Genomic DNA, 20,442 nt, shown 5'->3' on the forward strand with positions numbered 1-20,442 from the left:
CATTTTCTTAACATTGACCAATTTTGTAAACCATTTCATAATATAAAATCCAATTCAACTTAACAATACATTAACATCTTTGCCATCATAAAAATTAGAAAACTAATCATGATGAAAACTGCCTGAGCAGCAAAAAATGACACGCTCTGGCAAGCTTCATAATCCCTAAAAAAACAAATGATGATGAAAAATTTACTTATTGCAATGTTACTGCTGTTTTGCCTTGTCCAGAACCAGGCATTTGCACAAACAACCCAGGCATCAATTTCGGGTGTAATCACCGATCAACAAAAGAAACCTATTCCTGGGGTTTCGGTGCAGATCAGAAACAATTCAACAGGTTTCACTACTAAAACATCTACCAATGCCCAAGGCGAGTATACCTTTAAAGAACTTCCATTGGGTGGCCCTTATTCGGTCAAAGCCCTTTATGTAGGCTTTGGCGAGCAAACCAGAAATGGTTATATGTTAAACCTTGGCGATGTGGTTAGGGTAAACGTTGCCATGCAGGAAGCTTCGCAGGATTTAGACGCGGTACAGGTTGTGGCTTCGGGTTTAAGGAACAAAGTTCAAAACTTTGGCGCTTCTACAGAGATTTCAGCAAAAACAATGAACCAATTACCTGTAAACGGGCGTAATTTTTCTAACTTAATGGATTTATCTCCTTTAAGCCGTGGCGGAAACATTTCGGGACAGTTAGGTTCTTCTACAAATTATACCATTGATGGAATGAATGCTAAAAACCCAACATCAGCTGGTAGTACAACGAGTCGTAGTGGTGCACCATATTCAATTTCTATTGAGGCTGTTCGCGAGTTTAAAGTGGTAACCAATCAATATGATGTTACTTTAGGCAGAGCCGGAGGCGGTACAGTAACCGCTGTAACAAAGTCAGGTACAAACACAGTAAGTGGAAGCGCCTTTGGTTATGGCCGTGCAGATTGGTTAGCCAGCCGTTACGATATTAGAGGGGTAAAGCGTGACAATGATTTCTCTACTTATCAATATGGTTTTACTTTAGGTGGTCCAATTATTAAAGATAAATTACATTATTTCGTTGGTTTAGATCATCAGAAAGATGCTCGTCCATTAATTATTGCCGATGTTAACGGCCCCGCTGATGAAGCACGTTTCAGAATCACGAATAGTACTTTAGCACAGTTTTTGGATGTTGCCCGTACTAAATATGGTGTAGCAAATACGCCTCAATATGGTTCTTTCGACAAAAAGCGTGGTTCGGATGCTGCATTTGCCCGTATAGATTGGCAAATTAATGATAGAAATTTATTAACTGTTCGTGATAACTATACCAATGATAGAAATCCGCTGGGTTTAGCTGATAATACAGCGATAAATTTCTACGAAAGTTATGGTAACGATAAAAATGTTGACAATAATTTATTGGCAACTTTACGTTCAACTATAAGCAGCAAAATCACTAACGAATTAAAAATACAACATTTATATACTTTCCAGGCGAGTACGCAAAATGATGAATTAACAGGTGCCATTCCAAGAGCAATTGTAGGAAATATAAAATCTGACCTTGCTGATGGTACAAAGGGTATCTCTACTGCAATACAAATTGGTGGCCACCGTTTCGGACAAGAAGGTTTTACCAATAATGTTTTTCAATTGGTAGATAATTTTTATTATAATACGGATAAAGTTAAATATACGTTTGGTGTTGACGTGATGTATACCAATGCAAAATCTCTTTATGGTAGTGAAGTTAATGGCCGTTTCGAATATTCAACTTCTCAGATTCAAGATCCTGCTTTTCCAAATGATCCTACAAAAAAGATCGAAGTTCCGGCGATTACAAACTTTAATAACCTTGCTCCAAACAGATTTTATCGTGAAGTGCCTTTGGTTGCAGACCCAACTGTTAAAGCCGGCATTTGGAACGCCGCTATTTACGGCCAAATGCAGACTAAATTAGCAAAAGGCTTAGATTTTATAGGTGGTTTACGTATTGATTACAGTACTTATCCAAAATCGCCACTTAATCAACAACTATTTGATGCTATTGGCGTGAGAACAGACCATGAGTTAAAACAATTTTTAATTCAGCCAAGAATTCAATTTAATTGGGATATTAATGAAAACCGGACAGACTTTGTTCGTTTCGGAGCAGGGATTTTCGGCTCGGATGTGAACAATTATGTAACCATTAATAACTTAACCTTTGATGGTAAACATTTAGCAACAGTTGATGTTTTTGGCGCAAATGTACCAACACCAAACTTTATAGGTTATAGAAATGGTACTGTTGCTACACCTTCATTAAGTGCTTTACAGGTACCAACTATCAATACTTATGCAGAAGATGCAAAAATCCCAGTGGTTTATAAAGCCAACTTATCATACAGTAAATTAATTACCGATAAATTTAAGGTTGGGATTACGGGTTACGTAACATTAGGCCGTAATAACTACATGTATGTTGACAGAAATATGGCAGCAAATCCATTCTTTACCCTAGCTAATGAAGGTAACCGTGGCGTATTTGTACCAACTATAAGCATCGCAGCAAGTAATGGTGTTGCCGATTGGAAAGGCGGTCGTTTAACTGATCAGTTTGGCCGTGTGTTAGAATTAAATAGTAAAGGTAAAGTAAATCAATTCGCTGTCGTGTTAGATGCAACCTGGAATTATTTTAGAGATGGAGAAATCTCTGCAAGTTATACTTATAACGACACAAAAGATAATACATCGTATAATGGTAACGTGGCAAACTCTGCTACTTTATCTCTGCCTGTTAAAGATGATCCAAGAGATTTGAGCAAAATGTCTTATTCAGATAATCAATTCCGTAATAAGGTTGTTATTTATGGAACTTCGCCAAGTTTTTATGGCTTTAGATTAGGCGTTCGTTACTCTGGTATTGGTGGAACACGATATAGCTTATTGGCTGGCGGCAATATTAATGGAGATTTTGTGGCTACAAATGATTTAGCTTTTGTATTCGATAGAAACAATCAAAATATTCCTGCAAATATTCGAACAGGCTTACAGACATTATTGGATAATCCAGATGCAAGCCAAAGTTTAAAAGATTATATTAATAAATATTCTGGTCAGATAGCAGAGCGAAATGGTGGCGTGAATGACTTTTTTGGTATTGTTGATTTAAAATTAAGCTATCAACTACAATTAAATAAAAAGCATAGTATTGAATTCTCCGGAGATGTGTTCAATTTTGCAAACCTGCTTAACAAAAAATGGGGTGTAAATGAAACTTTGGGCAACCAGGCTTTATATGCTGTTAGCGCATTCGATCCTACAAATAAAGCTTATACATACCGTGTAAATAACACCGGCATTGTTACGCCATCAGGTAACCCCTGGCAGATACAAATTGGCTTACGTTACGGTTTTTAACCTTTAGCTTAGCTAACTTTCTTAGCTTAAAGTCATAAAAAAGGGGAATGGATTTTTATCCGTTCCCTTTTTTTATGTTTGCATTAACAAACAGCAAAACTTAATGGGATTATTACTTAACTACCTGAAACACCACAAGTGGATTGTGGCCTTAGCGCTATTGCTGGCAGGCATAAATATTGGTTTTTCACTTTTAGATCCATATATCACCGGTCGTATTTTGGACCGTTTTATCAATAAAAAAGATTCGTTAACCTATAACCAATACCTTTGGGGCTCTCTTGGTTTAATCGGGCTGGCTATTGGCGCAGCCATGGTTTCGCGTATCGCTAAAAACTTTCAGGATTATTTCACCAGTGTAATTGTTCAAAAAGTTGGCGCAAAAATGTATGCTGATGGTTTGCAACATTCTCTAAAACTGCCTTACCAGGTTTTCGAAGATCAACGTAGTGGAGAAACCCTGGGTATTTTACAAAAAGTACGTTTAGATTCAGAGAAGTTTATCACCGCCTTTATCAGTATCCTTTTTGTAAGTTTAATTGGAATGATTTTCGTTATCGTGTATTCGGTTTCGGTAAGCTACAAAGTTACCTTAGTTTATTTTTCGGCTATCCCGATCATCAGTTTCGTAAGCTGGTTTTTAAGTCGCAAAATTAAAACCATCCAACGCTCTATCGTTGGCGAAACTACTGCTTTGGCAGGTTCTACCACCGAATCGTTAAGAAACATCGAACTGGTTAAGAGTTTAGGTTTGGCCGATCAGGAAATTGACCGGCTGAATAAAACCACATACAAAATTCTCGGCTTAGAACTTAAAAAAGTGAAATATGTGCGCAGTATGAGTTTTGTTCAGGGCACTACAGTAAACCTGGTGCGCAGCACAATGGTGTTGGTTTTACTATTGCTTATTTTCGATAATTCCATTACTGCCGGACAGTATTTTTCATTCCTTTTTTACTCATTCTTCCTTTTCGGACCGCTCCAGGAGCTGGGCAATGTGATTTTAACCTGGCGTGAGGCCGAAGTTTCGTTGGGTAACTTTAAAAAGATTTTAAGTACACCGGTTGATAAAAAACCTGATAATCCAACTTCTATAGCAAAAATTAAGGATTTAACCTTTAGCAATGTGGGTTTCAAACACCTAACAGCCAATAAAAATGCTTTAGAAAATATTTCGTTTAAAACCCATCACGGGCAAACCATTGCATTTGTTGGTCCATCGGGTTCTGGAAAAAGCACACTGGTGAAACTATTGGTGGGTTTATATCCGGCAAAAGATGGTGAGATTTTATACAATGGCATTCCAAGCAACGATATTGATCTTGATGCCTTACGCGAGAAAATTGGCTTCGTAACGCAAGACACCCAGTTATTCTCGGGTACAATAAGAGAAAACCTTTTATTTGTTAATCCTAATGCAACTGACGAAGAGTGTTATAAAGTATTGAACCAGGCTGCTTGTCAAACACTTTTGGCCCGTGCCGATAAAGGTTTAGATTCATTAATTGGCGAAGGTGGGGTTAAGGTTTCTGGTGGTGAGAAACAACGTTTATCAATTGCTAGAGCACTGCTCCGTCAGCCAGATATTTTGGTTTTTGATGAGGCTACGTCCTCGCTGGATTCGATTACAGAAGAAGAAATTACCAAAACCATCCGTTCGGTATCAGATTTAACCGATCACATTACCATTTTGATTGCCCACCGTTTATCTACCATAAAACATGCTGATAAAATTTATGTTCTGGAGAAAGGCAACATCATTGAAGAAGGAAGGCATGAAGAATTAATTGCACAAAACGGTTTATATCAGGCCATGTGGCGCCAACAAATTGGCGAGAGAGTTGTTGAAGCTTAAGGAACAATATTTTTAATTATGTTACTGGCACAAGTAGAAAGCAATCAGATCGCAATTATCATTATTATAGCAGCCATATTATGGCTGGCCTTAATATTAACCGCATTGTACCATATATCGAGAAACAACAGTATCGGTTTCTCGGTAAAAGTACTTTGGTTTATCATTATCCTCCTGGCCCCCTTTTTAGGTTCCATTATTTATTTAATCTGGGGCAAGAATAAGAAATTTTAATGATTGAATTCAGTCGTATCGTCATCCTGAATTTATTTCAGGATCTATCAAGCCTAGAATAAATTTATCGCATGGTTCTTATCTTTACGAAGTATTTCTACTCCCATTTAAAATAATTATAACTGTATCCGTTTTATTTTTTTGGAAAGCAATGCCAATAGTTCGTCGGTATGGTTCTGTCCCGCTGTTCCTCCTGCCGATAATATCGATAAAAAGAAAAATAATGCTTTATCGGCATCCGTGCCATCGGGTTTAGGTGGCCAGAGCGAATGTGTAACTAACGATTTTTTAAATTGAGATGGGTTTTGCATGAGGGATAGCAGTGGAGATCCTTTTTTGATTTTTTTTCAAAAAAGATTGTAACGGATAGCCCGACCCTTGCGTAGCTTGGGGCATGCCCAAATTATTTGAAACAAAATATTCTCTTTATCGCCATGGTCTGTGTCCTCACGGACCATTTCCATTCCTCTTCAAAAAATAAATTCTGTTAGTAGAATAAGTCTGTTTTTTTAGAAAGCAATGTTTGTAGTTCTTCGGTATGGTTCTGTCCCGCTGTTCCTCCTGCCGATAGCTGTTTATAAAAACAATGATGTGTTATCGGCATCCGTGCCATCGGGTTTAAGTGGCCAGGGCAAACGTATAACTGACGATTTTTTTACTGCGATGGATTTTGCATGAGGGATAGCAGTGGAAATCCTTTTTTGATTTTTCTTCAAAAAAGATTGTAACGGATAGCCCTACCCTTTCCCGTATTTCACGGGATTGGGGGCATGCCCAAATTATTTGAAACAAAACTTTATCGCCATGGTCTGTGTCCTCACGGACCATTTCCATTCCTCCTCAAAAAATAAATTCTGTTAGTAGAATAAGTCTATTTTTTTTGAAAGCAATGTTTGTAGTTCTTCGGTTTGATTCTGCCCCGCTGTTCCTCCTGCCGATAATATCGATAAAAAGAAAAATGATGCTTTATCGGCATCCGTGCCATCGGGTTTAGGTGGCTAGGGCAGAAATACAACTGCCTATTTTTTAAACTGCTATGGGTTTTTGCATGAGGGATAGCAGTGGAAATCCTTTTTTGATTTTTCTTCAAAAAAGATTGTAACGCATAGCCCGACCCTTTCCCGTATTTCACGGGATTGGGGCATGCCCAAATTATTTGAAACAAAATAATTCTCTTTATCGCCAAGGTCCGTGTCCTCACGGACCATTTTCATTCTCAAAAAAGCTAAAATGCCCTTAGCTGAATAGTTTTTTTTGGAAAGCAATACCAATAGTTCTTCGGTTTGGTTCTGTCCCGCTGTTCCTCCTGCGATAGCTGTTTATAAAAACAATGATGCATTATCGGCATCCGTGCCATCGGGTTTAGGTGGCCAGGGCAAACGTATAACTGACGATTTTTTTTACTGCGATGGGTTTTGCATGAGGGATAGCAGTGGAAATCCTTTTTTGATTTTTCTTCAAAAAAGATTGTAACGGATAGCCCTACCCTTTCCCGTATTTCACGGGATTGGGGCATGCCCAAATTATTTACGATAAATGAAATTTATTGGTGGTAAAGAGCTCTATCTTAGAACCCCCTTTTTATAGCATGATAGATACTGAACTAAATTCAGCATGACGGAATGGTTAAGTAATTTTCGTAGTCTGTTCATTAATATCCTGCAAACTCAACCTGGTTAATGATCGTGTTTTAAACCAGGTAATACCTGCTATCGCTATCGTCATACTTCCTCCAAATACAACCGCCGGAACAAGGTTCATGAGCTTAGCAGTTAAACCCGACTCGAATTCACCGATCTCGTTTGATGAACCAATAAACATACTGTTTACTGCCGAAACCCGCCCCCGCATATCATCAGGAGTAAGTAATTGCATAATTGTTTGTCTGATGATTACACTTACGCTATCAAATGATCCCTCCAGGAACAAAAAGAATAATGTTAAATAGAAATTTTTAGATAAACCATAGCAAATAATGCTAAGGCCAAATCCAGTTACCGCGATTAACAAGTTGCGCCAGGGTTTTCCCATTGGCGAAAAGCGGGTCATGGCCAACATGGTAATTACAGCGCCTGAAGATGCTGCACCACGCATCATGCCCAATCCAAATGACCCTAAGTGAAAAACATCTTTGGCAAACATGGGCAGCAAAGCTACAGCTCCACCAAAAAATACAGAAAACAGGTCTAAACTCATGGCCCATACCATCATTTTGGTTTTAAAAACAAACTGGATTCCTTCTTTTAAGCTGTGGAATATATTTTGTGTAGGCACGTAAGTGGCGGGGTGTTTTTTGAAAGTAAATATGCAGATCAATGATATGGAAACCAACCCTACAATTACACTATATGCTGCTGTAATGCCCCATAGCCAATTTACCAGCCCCCCAACTAATGGGCCAATAATGGTAGCCAATTGCCAGCTGCTACTATTCCATGTACTCGAGTTTGGATACAACTCTTTGGGTACAATTTTAGCCATTAAAGAAAAAGTTGCCGGACCAAAAAAGCCTCTGGCTAAGCCAATGCAAAAAACCAAACCATACATAATGAGTACAATGAGGTCTTCTTTAAGGTGAAGGTATTTACTGGTAATAATCAGCATTAAAACCGAAGCCAGCCAAACACCTGAAAATATCTTGATTAACAATCCACGTTTTTCGCTTTTATCGGCAATGTAACCACCGTATAATGCAATTCCAATAGCTGGAATGGCTTCACATAAACCAACTAAACCTAATTTTAACGGATCGTGAGTTAAATCGTAAATATGGTAACCAATAACAACGGCCTGCATTTGGTAAGCAAGCGTAAAAAAGAACCGCATGCCCAAGAATGATCTAAATTCTTTATATCGCAGGGCTGCGAATGGATCTGGTTTTGCAATAACGGAGTTGGGGTCTGAATCTGTCACAGGAAAAAATTTATATGCAAAACTAAGCTTTGAAAATTAAATACAGGAATGGACGAAGGTTTAAGATTATTTATTTTTCTATTAAAAAGTAAAATTTGAGATCAGAATTCAAAATGTTATTACATAAAAAACCCGATGAATATGACTGTACACATCCATCGGGTTATTAAGCGCAGTTTTTAGTAACCTGGGTTTTGCTCGAGCAAATTATTCTTGTTTACTTCATCTCGGCTAAATGGTCTGAAATAAAGTTTATCGTTCCAACTTCTGTTCTCTTGCGCATTTTCCTCTACCGGACTATAGGTATAATCGTAAATGGTATTGTCGTAATGATAAGGGGCAGACATCGTTTTGCCCGGTTTAAATTTACCGGTAACCTTAATATAAGTGGTCTTTCTGCCCAATGTTTCACCAGCGATTAACCACCTGCGGGTATCATGATAACGTTGTTCTTCGTAAGCCATTTCTATGCGGCGTTCGTGACGGTACGCTTCTCTAAGGCCAGCCTGATCTGTTGCTGTAACCGCAGGCATACCTGCCCTGAAACGGATTTTATTTAACCAGTTTGTAGCATTGCCCAGTTCACCAAGCTCAATACTCGCTTCGATATAATTAAATACCGCTTCGGTATACCTAAAGAAAGGCCAAGGCACATTTTGCGACATAGAGGCGTCTACAATACTTGGATCTGGATCGATAAATTTATGATAGTAATAACCTGTCCAGCTGCCGTTCCAGTTTTCGATAGAACTTGCACGTGTATCTAAACCTTTAAAGTCAATTCTCGTAGTGTTATCCATTAAATCGTATACACCAGTTTGGATTTGACTGGCTGGATCAACGTTACCTGAAGCTTTATCGCGGGGTTTCCAACCAGCACCATCATATAAAACAGTAGCGTAAAAGCGTGGATCCCTATTTTGGTAAGGGCTGGCCTTTTGAGCTGGATTTGTCCAACTAAACTTTGTGCCATCTAACATTTCATAATCATCAACCAATAAGCCTATTGGCGTATTGCCCGCCCAGTTGTGGTAACCGTTTGGACCATTCTGTTGTGCATGTTTGATGTTGTTTTGAATAATAAAATAACGTGCAAAAATTAATTCTGAAGCCGCAGTAGCATCAACACCAGGGGCTTTACTGGCGCCGCCCATTGCGATACTTTTATAATTTAGCCTTCCCTCGTCAGAAGTTGCTGGCGCAGAAAGATTTAATTTATAACCTGTAGCCAAATCAATAACCGCTTTTGCAGCAGTTTGAGCTAACCTGTAGCGATCTGCCTGATTGCCGCCCGCGTAACTCAGGAAATCTAATTTTTGAGGAGTTATTCCGCTAATTTTAGCATTTAGTTTAGCCCTGTCATGCAAATCGCTTGCTGCATAGATTAACACTCTAGATTTTAATGCCAATGCTGCTAATGCAGTTGTACGACCCTTCTCCATGTTTTTGCCGGTTAATAATCTATTGGATTCATCGCAATCTTTTACAATAAAGTTTACACACTCCTCATAGGTGTTTCGCTTTACGCTATAGTTATCATCGAGCACATAAATTTTTGTTACAATCGGAATGGCTCCATAGTAACGCAATAATTGCTGATAAAAGTAAGCACGTAAAAAATAGGCTTCGCCTAATAACTGATCTTTTAGCGTTTGGCTAGTCAATGCATTATCACCGCTGGTTATTTTCTCAATGGTAATGTTACAGGCCCGGATGCGGTTATACATTTGTTTGTACGCCCAGGTATCGTCTACCCAACCGAGTGTTGAAGGGTTAATGGTAGCATTATTGACCAGATCTATTCCACGGGTAGGGTGCGTAAACAAGGCTTCGTCAGAAACTGATGCTAACATCTGTTCAGAAAAACCGCCATTACCCAATCCGTTATAGATATCGTTCACAAATGCCTGCGCAGTTGCAGGATCTTTCCATACCGATTCGGCAGGCACCTGGCCAGGTGATTCTACGTCTAAAAAATCCTTTTTACATCCAAATGCAAAAAAGGTAATAAGAACCAATAGATAATAGATTTTTATTTTGAATTATTGCTTTCATATTTTTCATTGTAATTGATAAATAGCTATACATCTTAAAAAGTGGCTTTAATACCCATATTAATTACCCTGGCTTGTGGATAGTATTGACCACTTGTATTGGTAGATTCAGGGTCCCATATCTTGATTTTATCAAGCGTTGCCAGGTTGAGGCCATTTGCATAAACCCTTACACTATTTAACCCAACTTTTTCAACCCAGGTAGTTGGTAATGTATAACCCAGCTCTACATTCTTAAGTCTGATGTAGTTATTGCTCCTTAACCAATAGGTATTGTTTAATGCATTATTGCTATCGGTATAATAGGTAGCACCCCTATTTGATAAGCGCGGGTTTACCGAACTTGGATTATCGATACTCCAGCGGTTCAGGTACGACCACTCCAGGAAGTTACCAATATCTCCCGATTCTGTTAGACCAACAATCTGCATTCCGCCGGTTGCCCCTTGAATAAGTACCGATAAGTCAAATCCTTTGTACTGAACGTTAAAGTTTACCCCGCCAGTAAAAGTTGGTGTACCGTTTTTATCTAAGCGGATTTTATCGTCTGCATTGATTTTACCATCACCGTTAATGTCTTTAAATTTCATGTCGCCAGGGCGAAGATTACCTGTTAGCGCACTATAATTTAATTTATTGGCACTAATTTCCGCTTGATCTTTAAAAACACCATCATAATCGTAAACTAACCATGAACTTGTTACTCTACCTGTAGAACGCTGCCATTCAGGGGCTCCAGGCGTTTCATCCCAGAATATGATTTTATTTTTGGCATAGCCACCGTTTACACTCACTCCAAAATTTAAATCGCCAACCTGATCGTTATAACTTAATTTAAATTCGAAACCTTTGTTGTTTACCTTTCCTAAGTTAACAGGAGGTAAACGATCGGTAATACCCGAGCTTTCAGGCACTGAGCTACCTCTGCTAATCAGAATATTTGTACGCTTGTTATAGAAGTAATCGAACTCTAACGACAATTTATTATTTAAAAAGGATGCGTCTAAACCAATGTTGGTATTATTTGCCACTTCCCATCCGAAATCAAAATTAGGCACTTTGCCTTCAGTTAAGGTTTTGGTTACCAAATCATTAAAGGTATAAGTACCAAAGTTCATCAAACTGAGGTATTGATATTCTTGCAAAACATCTCCGAAATAGGCTTCAGCTCCCATTTGCCCCCATGAAGCCCTTAATTTCAAATTGTTGACGAATTTAACATTCTCTTTAAAAAAGGGTTCTTCAGATAATCTCCACCCTACTGATACACCTGGGAAGAAACCGAAACGTCTATCTGTTGGGAAAATGTAAGATCCATCTACCCGCCACAAAAATTCGGCAAGGTATTTTTCTTTATAATTATAGCCCGCCCTACCAAAATAGCTTAACCGTGCTCTTTTAAATAAATTATTTGGATCACCAGGATTATTGCCTAATGATTGCTCCCTTTCATCACCTGCAAGTAACTCTTGAACTGATGAAGAAATAAAGTATCTCCTAAACGCAGTAAAACCGTCATTGTTAACTGTTTCGCGTGTTACACCGGCCATTAAACCAATAGTATGATCGCTAATCTTTTTATCATAGTTAACCATTCCGGTTAAGTTTATGGCCAATTGTCCGCCTGCGGTTTCCCTAAGCCTTGGATCGGTGTATTGAGAGCGCACCGTACCTGCAAGCACTGGTGTTACACCATCTGCTGCAAACGTTTTCTTGTCCCAATCGTAAAGTGTCCAGGGCAATTGCCAGTTTTTTTGCCTGCCAGAATATTTATCTATTGCAGCTGTACCGGTTACCTTTAATCCATCAACACCAGGAATTTTAATTTCTACTTTACCGGTAGTTTGAAAGTAATCCCGAACATCTTTATTAGTTCCCGTTAAGTCTGTAGTAGAAACCACCGGATTATAACCATATTCAATATCCCTACCAGGCAACCCGTTAGGCCATATGGCTATCTCGTTAGGTCTTCCCCGCATTAAGAATCTAAAGATATCACCTGCTGAAACCGTTGGAAAATTACGATCTTCCTCTCTCGCACTTACCCCCAATGTTGTAGTAATATACTTACTTAATTTTGCTTCCAGGTTAAAACGCATATCATACTGCTGATAACCTGTGGCAGAATTTTTATAATAGCCATCCTGATTTAGGTAGCCTAGTGAAAGCAAATATTTCACATTTTCGCTACCTCCATTAATCTGAACATTATGTCTTTGCTGAGGTGACCAATTTTGGAAAGTAGTTTTAAACCAATCAGTATTGGGATACCTTAAAGGATCTGAGCCGTCGCCAAATTTCCGGATTTCATCTGGTTTGTAAGCTGCATTAATCGTTTTACCGCCGGTAGATAAATAAGTACCCGTTGTTTTGAAACTATTCCATGCTGCCGACCATTCATTCGGATTAAGATCAGAGCCGAAAATGTTCAGTTCATTTAAAATCTCAGCATATTGAGTAGAATTGGCCATTTTAGGTATGCGTGTAGGCTGTTGTAGGCCATAACTAAAATCGTAAGAAAATTGTGGTTTCCCGGTTTTTCCTAATTTAGTAGTGATGAGGATTACTCCATTTGCAGCTTGCGAGCCATAAATAGCTGCTGATGCATCCTTTAACACGGATACACTTTCGATATCATTCGGATTTAACCTTTCAATTCCACCGGCACGATTAGGAATCCCATCAATTACGATTAAAGCGTTGTTATTTCCAAGTGAATTTATACCCCTGATCCGGATAGTAGAACCATCGTAACCAGGCTCACCACTTCCTTGCAATGCAGTCACGCCAGGTAAACGTCCTGCCAATGAATTGGTTAAGTTTACAGAAGAAGATTTGGCTAATTCTGTACCTTTAACGGAAGCAACAGCACCAGATACAACTGCTTTCTTTTGGGTTCCGTAACCCACTACCACTACTTCTGATAAATTTTGATTGTTTTCTAATAAGCGGACATTAATATTGGTTTGGTTTTTTACCTGAACTTCTTGATCTACATAGCCTACATAGGTAAACACCAAAGTTGCGTCTTCGGGTACTTTGATGCTAAATTTTCCGGAAGCATCTGTTACCGCAGTTGCAGCTCCACCTTTTAATTTAACACTTACTCCAGGAATCGGTCCTTTGGCATCAGTTACCTGCCCCTTCACAATAATATCCTGAAGCGGAGGCTGATAAAAATCGAGGCGCTCTTTTTCATGTAACACTGCTTCAGCTGATGAGCCGGCAAATGGTGAAAAAATGAGACAGCTACCGCAGGCAAGAAACATGCTACTTCTGGCAAAAGTCTTCCATAGATTTTTTTTCATAGGTTTTAATTTATTTTGTTTAGTATTAGTTGTATTATAATTTAATACTCATAAGTAATATGAACTGTCATTATACAAATCATTTTAAATATGAGTTATCGACATAATCGCTTACACACATTACCATCAAAAAAATTAAGGCCCCTCCGAATTATATCAATAACTTATTATTAACCATATGAAATCCCCTACCCATTGGCTTAAAAACCATTTTCGGCGACTGAAAACCACTGGGTACGACCTACCCGATTTTGGACTTACCGACTACACAGTTCATATTTGGTTAACTGCAAGATAGGAATATTAGGGATTTAAAGAAGGGGGTAAAATAATAATTATGAGGGGTTGACTCGTAAAAAAACAATTACAAATTACACAAAGTAGCACTAATTATACAGCATCAGATATTATTGCAAATATGAGAGAAAGAGTTTGACTGGGTGAAAAGAATCTGGTAGGATTGCTGAATTAACTTATTTTATCGAAAGAAATGCCTCTTTCCAATTTTTGCAGGTATGCTTTTAGTATGGCATTTTCGGGCTTACTTAATTGTGGGTCATCTTCGAAAAGTGCAATTACGGTATTACGTGCTTCAGACAAAATAATCTGGTCTTTAGCCAGGTCTGCAAGCTTTAGATCTAAAACGCCGCTTTGTTGTGTGCCGGTAATATCTCCTGGCCCGCGGAGCTGTAAATCAATTTCAGAGATTTCGAAGCCATTATTGGTTCTCACCATGGTTTCTAACCGGATTTTACCTTCCTTACTCAGTTTATTCCCGCTCATTAATATACAGAAAGACTGCTCTGCACCACGGCCTACTCTACCGCGCAATTGGTGCAGTTGTGAAAGCCCAAACCGTTCGGCATTTTCAATTACCATTACCGAAGCATTGGGCACGTTTACACCTACCTCAATTACGGTAGTAGCGACCATAATCTGGCTTTTACCATCAATAAACTGTTGCATTTCGAACTGTTTATCCGCATTTGGCATTTGTCCATGCACAATACTCATTTGGTAATCGGGCCTCGGAAACTGATAGCTCAGCTGTTCAATTCCGGCTTCGAGATGTAAAAGATCCAATTTCTCGCTTTCCTTAATTAGAGGATAAACGATATAAACCTGCCTGCCCTTGGCAATTTCCTGCTTCATAAAGCCAAACATCCTGAGGCGCTGACCTTCAAAAAGGTGTTTGGTTTCTATGGGTTTTCTGCCCGCAGGTAATTCATCAATTACAGAAACATCCAGATCGCCATATAAGGTCATGGCCAAAGTACGCGGAATTGGTGTAGCGGTCATCACGAGAATATGTGGTGGAATGATATTTTTCCGCCAAAGTTTAGCACGTTGCTCCACACCAAAACGATGCTGTTCATCAATCACAACCAGCCCCAAATTCTTAAACTGAACTTTATCTTCAATCAGGGCATGCGTTCCAATTAAAATATCGATTTCTCCATTCTCCAATTGCTCATGCAAAACAGTACGCTCCTTCTTTTTGGTATTTCCAGTAAGAATAGCAACGCGCACCAGGTCGTTGGTTACAAGTTCTGTAATAGAGGCATAGTGCTGACGGGCCAAAATTTCTGTAGGAGCCATCATACAAGCCTGGTAGCCGTTATCATTTGCCAAAAGCATACTCATCAATGCAACAGCGGTTTTACCACTCCCTACGTCGCCTTGAACAAGCCGGTTCATTTGCACACCTCGTTGTGTATCAATTCTGATTTCCTTAACTACACGCTTTTGTGCATTAGTTAATTCGAAGGGCAAAAATTCGTTATAAAAGCGGTTCACTTTTTCACCAACCTTTTCAAAAGTTACACCTTTAAATTTTAACTGGCGTAAGTGTTTATTGTGTAGAAGCTGTAACTGGATGAAGAATAACTCCTCAAATTTAAGGCGTCTTTCTGCAGCGCTTAAATCCTTCTGATTTTTAGGAAAATGGATATTCAGTAAGGCCAATCTTTTATCTGGCAGCTGATATTTATCAATGATATATTGTGGTAAATTTTCTGGAACCTGAGGGATAATCTGATCTAACAGGCCTGCAATTAAACGCTGAAGACCCTTTGAATCGAGATTAAATTTTTTAAGCTTTTCTGTTGAGTTATAAACCGGCTGCAAGGTTAAATTACCTCGCCCCACCTGCTGGCGCTGATACAGTTCCATTTCCGGATGTGAGATACTGAATGTTCCGTTAAAGATGCTTGGTTTCCCAAAGGCCACATAAGCGGTGCCAACGGTGATATGATCGTCAACCCACTTTAAGCTCTGGAACCAAACCAATTCCATGATTCCGGTTTCATCTTTAAAAACCGCGACAATACGTTTTGCTCTTTTATCGCCGATTACCCTTTTGCTGATCACACGCCCGATAATCTGGATATACTGTGAGTCAGGATTGATTTGGTTAATCTTAAAATATTTTGTACGGTCGATATACCTGAACGGATAGTGCGCCAGCATATCCTGATAAGTGAACAGGCCGAGATCCTTTTTCAAAACATCGGCACGACTTGGTCCAACGCCTTTCAAAAACTCAACAGGTGTATCTAATACCGAATTAAACAAAATATTTTACTGTTTCTTGTAAACAACACTCTTTAGCAAAGCCGCATTAAAAATAACGATCGATAGCAGCAAAAGCAAATAGGCGAAAAGTTGGTGCAGATCTATTTTCTCCTTAAAGTAGAAAAATGCAACGGCAAAAGCAACTATAGGATTAGATAGATTATATAACAGCCCAAATTACTTTGAGTAATGAACCCGTTGCCAATAGAAAGATGCTAATAAATGCAATTACAAGTGCCACAATTTATCCCTCTTTAGCTGCTCTTTTAAGATGATAAAACCACAAAGTGCAGTTAAACAGCGGGCACACCATATAAGCAAAGGCGGCGGCCTTTAAACTCACACTATTTACAGCATAAATATAGGTGAACCAGTTTCCTGTAATCAGAAATGACGCCACCACGGTAAGTAACAATAGTCTGGTCTTCTTGCGGGTGCTTAATGATTTTAGAAATTCCAATCATTTTTTAATGCTTCTCTTCTGAATAAAAGAATGGTTGCCCAAACAACAATAATGGAAACAAATATTCTGTAGTATAAATTTCGTGTGTTGGAAAACCTTTTATATTACGCAAAGGTATAGACATTGTTCCCCAGATAATGTAGGGAACAATGCCCGCTATAAAATATTTGCTTTACTGTTTGCCAAAATTAGCCTGCAATGGCAATTACTGAAATCTCTACATTAACATTTTTAGGCAATACCGAAACCTGAACTGTTTCGCGAGCTGGAAAATCAGCAGTAAAGTATTGTCCGTAAACTTCGTTTACCTGAGCAAAGGTACCCATATCGCTTAAAAAGATAGTAGACTTTACTACGTTATCGAAAGTTAAACCTGCCTCAAGCAAAACTGCTTTAAGGTTACGCATTACCTGATGCGTCTCTTCTTCAATATTACCAATGTTTAATTCTCCATTTTCAGGATTGATGGCTACCTGGCCTGATACGAATAAAAAGTTTCCAGCTTGTACAGCCTGGCTATATGGTCCAATCGGAGCTGGAGCATTAGTTGTTTTAATAATTTGTTTCATACAATTTGGGGTTATTTAGCAAGCCACTGAATAAGCTTGTAGATGATACCTGCAAGAAAAATTAAGATGGCCAATGCATTGATAAAATGCATAATTCTCAGATTGATATTATTTGGCCTGCTGGGATCCTTTTTTCTAAAGAAGTACATAATACAAACTTAGCTAAAAAGCTTAACACAGAAAATTAAAAGGCATAAAAAAAGTCCTGACTTTCATCAGGACTTTTTTAAATCTTATATTGAAATACTAGTTTCTAGCAGTTTCAACACGACGGTTTTGGATACGACCTTCTTCAGTATCGTTAGAAGCAATTGGATTAGCTTCGCCATTACCTTTAGTAGCAACTTGACTAGCGTTAACGCCAGAGTTTACTAAGTAAGTTTTAACAGAGTTAGCTCTGTCTTTAGATAATTTCAAGTTATATGCAGCAGTACCTTCGCTTGAAGCGTAACCGTTTACAGTTACTTTACCACCGTTTTCACGTAACACTGAAGATAATTTATCTAAAGTAGGGTAAGACTCAGTTTTTAAAACTGAAGAGTTGAAATCGAAACCGATTTTTTCGAAACCAGTTACATTTGAAGCTACTGAATCAACTGGAGCAGCTTTTGGAAGAGGACAACCTGAACCATCAACAGCAGTACCAGCAGGAGTTCCTGGGCATTTATCGAATTGATCAGCAACACCATCACCATCAGTATCTTTTTTCAAATCTTCAACAGATTTTTCAACAGCAGAAACACGGTTTTTCAATGCTTCAACTTCTTGACGTAAAGTTGGATCTTTTAACTCATCGTACATAGTAGCTAATGGGTTAGTCCACTCTAAACTTGGTTTAGCAGAAGAACCTAAAGAGAATTCTAAACCAGCATAACCGTAAGAGAATTTATCTTTAGTTTGACCTTTTGCATAAACTCCGTCTAAGTTATCAGCATCAACAAAGTTCATAGTGTAACCTAAGTTAAAGTTAACACGCTCAGAAACTTTGAATTTAACACCAGCACCAACTGGAATGTAGAAACCTTTTACGTAATCTTTAGCATCATGTTTGTCATCAGCAGGACCAGTAGCTTTACCTTTCCAGTCGATTTGTGAACCATTAGCTAAAGTAATTTTTGGAGCATAAGCCATATAACCAGCACCAGCAGTTAAGAAGAAACCTACTGAGTTCTCACGACGTAAGAAATCGATAGAACCTACATTTACAACACCACGTAAATCTACAGCATATTGTAATTCAGTTTCGAAGTCTTTTACAGCTGGGTTAGAAATACCTTCGTTAGTACCTGAAAGTTTACCACGAGTTCCGTTTAATTCTAAACCGAATGAGTGACCTAATTGTTTACGGATGTTTAAACCGTAACCTAAGTTAGCATCCCATTTGTTAAAGTCATTTGAACCGCCGATAGCAACAACTGGCATTAAAACACCACCATGTACACCGATAGACCAAGTTCTGTACTGTCCTCTACCACCAAATACCTTGGCAGCAGAAGTTGTTGCAGGTGCATCCTGAGCGACAGCAAGAGAAGCAACTCCTGTTAATGCCACTAAAGAAAGCGCAACACTTTTCTTTAAAGTAGAATAATTCATAATCTTTTTCTTTTTTAAGGGTTAAACAATTTAATTGATTAATTTTTTAGTAATCGCAAAATTAAACAAAATTTTAAATTTTCAAACTTTTATACAAACTCCGTTCCAAACTTCACAGTAATTAATCATTTTATTACATTTGGCCATTGCCCATATAAAAATACCATTTTCATGAAATATCCTACCATCAATCAGTCATTATTTATTTTAAATAGAAATAACTTTACTAACAAACTAAAAACCAATTCATTAGCTATATTTAATTCAAGTGATGAATTTCCCAGAAGTGGTGATCAGAACTTTGTTTTTAAGCAAAATCCCGATTTATTTTATTTATCTGGAATTGATCAAGAACAAACAATATTATTATTATTTCCTGATTGTCCTAATCCATTGTACAGAGAAGTCCTGTTTTTAAGACAGACTAACGATTACATTAAAGTTTGGGAAGGATACAAGTATACTAAAGAGCAAGCTAAAGCGGCTTCAGGTATTCAAGCTGTATACTGGTTAGAGGATTTTGACAACATACTGCATAGCATTGTGAACTATGCCGAACATATTTATTTAAACACAAATGAAAATGATAGGTATGCCCACGAAGTTCCTTATCGTGATATTCGTTTCATTGAGAAAATGAGGGCGAAATATCCATTGCATCATTATGAACGCTCGGCACCAATTATGCGTAATTTACGTGCAGTTAAATCAGATGTTGAAATCGAACTGACCAAAAAGGCGTCGGCAATAACCCGCGATGCTTTTATTAGGGTATTAAAATTTACCAAGCCTGGTGTTAAAGAATATGAAATTGAGGCGGAGATTATACATGAATTTATCCGCCAAGGCGGAACAGGCCATGCTTACACTCCTATTATTGCTTCCGGCCATAACGCAAACATCTTACACTACAACGATAATAACCAGGTATGTAAAGATGGAGACGTAATCCTTTTCGATTTTGGTGCAGAATATGCCAATTACAACGCAGATATGAGCCGCTCCATCCCTGTCAACGGTCGGTTCACCAAAAGACAAAAAGATGTATACAATGCAGTACTGTACGTAATGAAAGCGTCGATTAAATTAATTGGCGAAGGAACCATATGGAATACCTACCACGAACAAGTTGGCGAAATTATGACTGAACAACTGATTAATCTCGGACTTATTTCTACAACTGACGTGAAGAATCAGACCGCAACGTGGCCGGCTTACAAAAAATATTTTATGCACGGCAATTCGCATCACTTAGGTATAGATGTACACGACTTTGCAGGAAGATATACGCCATTTGCTAACGGAAACATCCTTACGGTTGAACCAGGCATTTATATTCCGGAGGAAGGCTTAGGCATCCGTTTAGAAAATAATATTCTGATCACCGCAAATGGAAATGTAGATCTAATGGCCGATATCCCATTAGAAGCTGAAGAAATTGAGGATATCATGAACAGTTAATTACAGTTCTCAATTGACAATTCGCAGTTAGCAG

Annotated in this window: 12 protein-coding genes; 4 read left to right on the top strand and 8 right to left on the bottom strand. The window is 38.4% G+C overall.

All coding sequences use genetic code 11. From position 1 onward, the window contains the following. Window positions 1–183 precede the first annotated feature (183 nt). The 3 genes from QF042_RS26035 to QF042_RS26045 all read left to right on the top strand — a co-directional run bounded on the left by QF042_RS26035 (window position 184) and on the right by QF042_RS26045 (window position 5,473). Window positions 184–3,384, top strand: a complete 3,201-nt coding sequence (locus tag QF042_RS26035; RefSeq protein WP_307533121.1) for a TonB-dependent receptor — start codon at window positions 184–186, stop codon at window positions 3,382–3,384. Window positions 3,385–3,487: 103 nt separating this feature from the next. Next, a complete protein-coding gene (locus tag QF042_RS26040; RefSeq protein ID WP_307533123.1) occupies window positions 3,488–5,239 on the top strand; it encodes an ABC transporter ATP-binding protein in 1,752 nt (583 codons plus the stop codon). An 18-nt stretch (window positions 5,240–5,257) separates the two neighbouring features. Beyond that, window positions 5,258–5,473, top strand: a complete 216-nt coding sequence (locus QF042_RS26045; RefSeq protein WP_307533125.1) for a PLD nuclease N-terminal domain-containing protein — start codon at window positions 5,258–5,260, stop codon at window positions 5,471–5,473. Window positions 5,474–5,589: 116 nt separating this feature from the next. On the opposite strand, the gene QF042_RS26050 is transcribed toward QF042_RS26045, so the two are convergent. The 8 genes from QF042_RS26050 to QF042_RS26085 all read right to left on the bottom strand — a co-directional run bounded on the left by QF042_RS26050 (window position 5,590) and on the right by QF042_RS26085 (window position 18,947). Next, window positions 5,590–5,784, bottom strand: a complete 195-nt coding sequence (locus tag QF042_RS26050) for a hypothetical protein (protein WP_307533127.1) — start codon at window positions 5,782–5,784, stop codon at window positions 5,590–5,592. 1,315 nt (window positions 5,785–7,099) lie between these two features. Beyond that, window positions 7,100–8,386, bottom strand: coding sequence for an MFS transporter (locus QF042_RS26055; protein WP_307533128.1), 1,287 nt, complete (start codon window positions 8,384–8,386; stop codon window positions 7,100–7,102). A 179-nt stretch (window positions 8,387–8,565) separates the two neighbouring features. Then, window positions 8,566–10,404 (bottom strand): RagB/SusD family nutrient uptake outer membrane protein, encoded by a 1,839-nt coding sequence (locus QF042_RS26060; RefSeq protein WP_307533130.1) that lies wholly within the window; start codon window positions 10,402–10,404, stop codon window positions 8,566–8,568. 71 nt (window positions 10,405–10,475) lie between these two features. Then, complete coding sequence (locus QF042_RS26065) at window positions 10,476–13,748, bottom strand: TonB-dependent receptor (protein ID WP_307533132.1); 3,273 nt, start codon at window positions 13,746–13,748, stop codon at window positions 10,476–10,478. Between the two features lie 468 nt (window positions 13,749–14,216). Further along, entirely contained in the window at window positions 14,217–16,322 is a 2,106-nt protein-coding gene (recG, locus tag QF042_RS26070; RefSeq protein WP_307533134.1) for an ATP-dependent DNA helicase RecG, read from the bottom strand. A 651-nt stretch (window positions 16,323–16,973) separates the two neighbouring features. Further along, window positions 16,974–17,354 carry a RidA family protein gene (locus QF042_RS26075; RefSeq protein WP_307533136.1) on the bottom strand — a complete coding sequence of 127 codons (381 nt, stop codon included), beginning with the start codon at window positions 17,352–17,354 and terminating at the stop codon, window positions 16,974–16,976. 11 nt (window positions 17,355–17,365) lie between these two features. Further along, window positions 17,366–17,503 (bottom strand): DUF6728 family protein, encoded by a 138-nt coding sequence (locus tag QF042_RS26080; RefSeq protein WP_307533138.1) that lies wholly within the window; start codon window positions 17,501–17,503, stop codon window positions 17,366–17,368. A 97-nt stretch (window positions 17,504–17,600) separates the two neighbouring features. After that, on the bottom strand, window positions 17,601–18,947 hold the full coding sequence (locus QF042_RS26085) for an OmpA family protein (protein ID WP_307533140.1): 1,347 nt from the start codon (window positions 18,945–18,947) through the stop codon (window positions 17,601–17,603). A 171-nt stretch (window positions 18,948–19,118) separates the two neighbouring features. On the opposite strand from QF042_RS26085, the gene QF042_RS26090 reads away from it, so the two are divergent. Then, window positions 19,119–20,408, top strand: coding sequence for an aminopeptidase P family protein (locus QF042_RS26090; protein ID WP_307533141.1), 1,290 nt, complete (start codon window positions 19,119–19,121; stop codon window positions 20,406–20,408). Window positions 20,409–20,442: the final 34 nt, after the last annotated feature.

It is taken from the genome of Pedobacter sp. W3I1, assembly GCF_030816015.1.
Classification (GTDB): Bacteria; Bacteroidota; Bacteroidia; order Sphingobacteriales; family Sphingobacteriaceae; genus Pedobacter.

Excerpts from the sequence above, each read along its gene's own strand:
- QF042_RS26035 (WP_307533121.1), top strand. The coding sequence starts at position 184 with ATGAAAAATTTACTTATTGCAATGTTACTGCTGTTTTGCCTTGTCCAG.
- QF042_RS26040 (WP_307533123.1), top strand. The coding sequence starts at position 3,488 with ATGGGATTATTACTTAACTACCTGAAACACCACAAGTGGATTGTGGCC.
- QF042_RS26045 (WP_307533125.1), top strand. The coding sequence starts at position 5,258 with ATGTTACTGGCACAAGTAGAAAGCAATCAGATCGCAATTATCATTATT.
- QF042_RS26050 (WP_307533127.1), bottom strand. The coding sequence starts at position 5,784 with ATGCAAAACCCATCTCAATTTAAAAAATCGTTAGTTACACATTCGCTC.
- QF042_RS26065 (WP_307533132.1), bottom strand. The coding sequence starts at position 13,748 with ATGAAAAAAAATCTATGGAAGACTTTTGCCAGAAGTAGCATGTTTCTT.
- QF042_RS26075 (WP_307533136.1), bottom strand. The coding sequence starts at position 17,354 with ATGAAACAAATTATTAAAACAACTAATGCTCCAGCTCCGATTGGACCA.
- QF042_RS26080 (WP_307533138.1), bottom strand. The coding sequence starts at position 17,503 with ATGTACTTCTTTAGAAAAAAGGATCCCAGCAGGCCAAATAATATCAAT.
- QF042_RS26085 (WP_307533140.1), bottom strand. The coding sequence starts at position 18,947 with ATGAATTATTCTACTTTAAAGAAAAGTGTTGCGCTTTCTTTAGTGGCA.
- QF042_RS26090 (WP_307533141.1), top strand. The coding sequence starts at position 19,119 with ATGAAATATCCTACCATCAATCAGTCATTATTTATTTTAAATAGAAAT.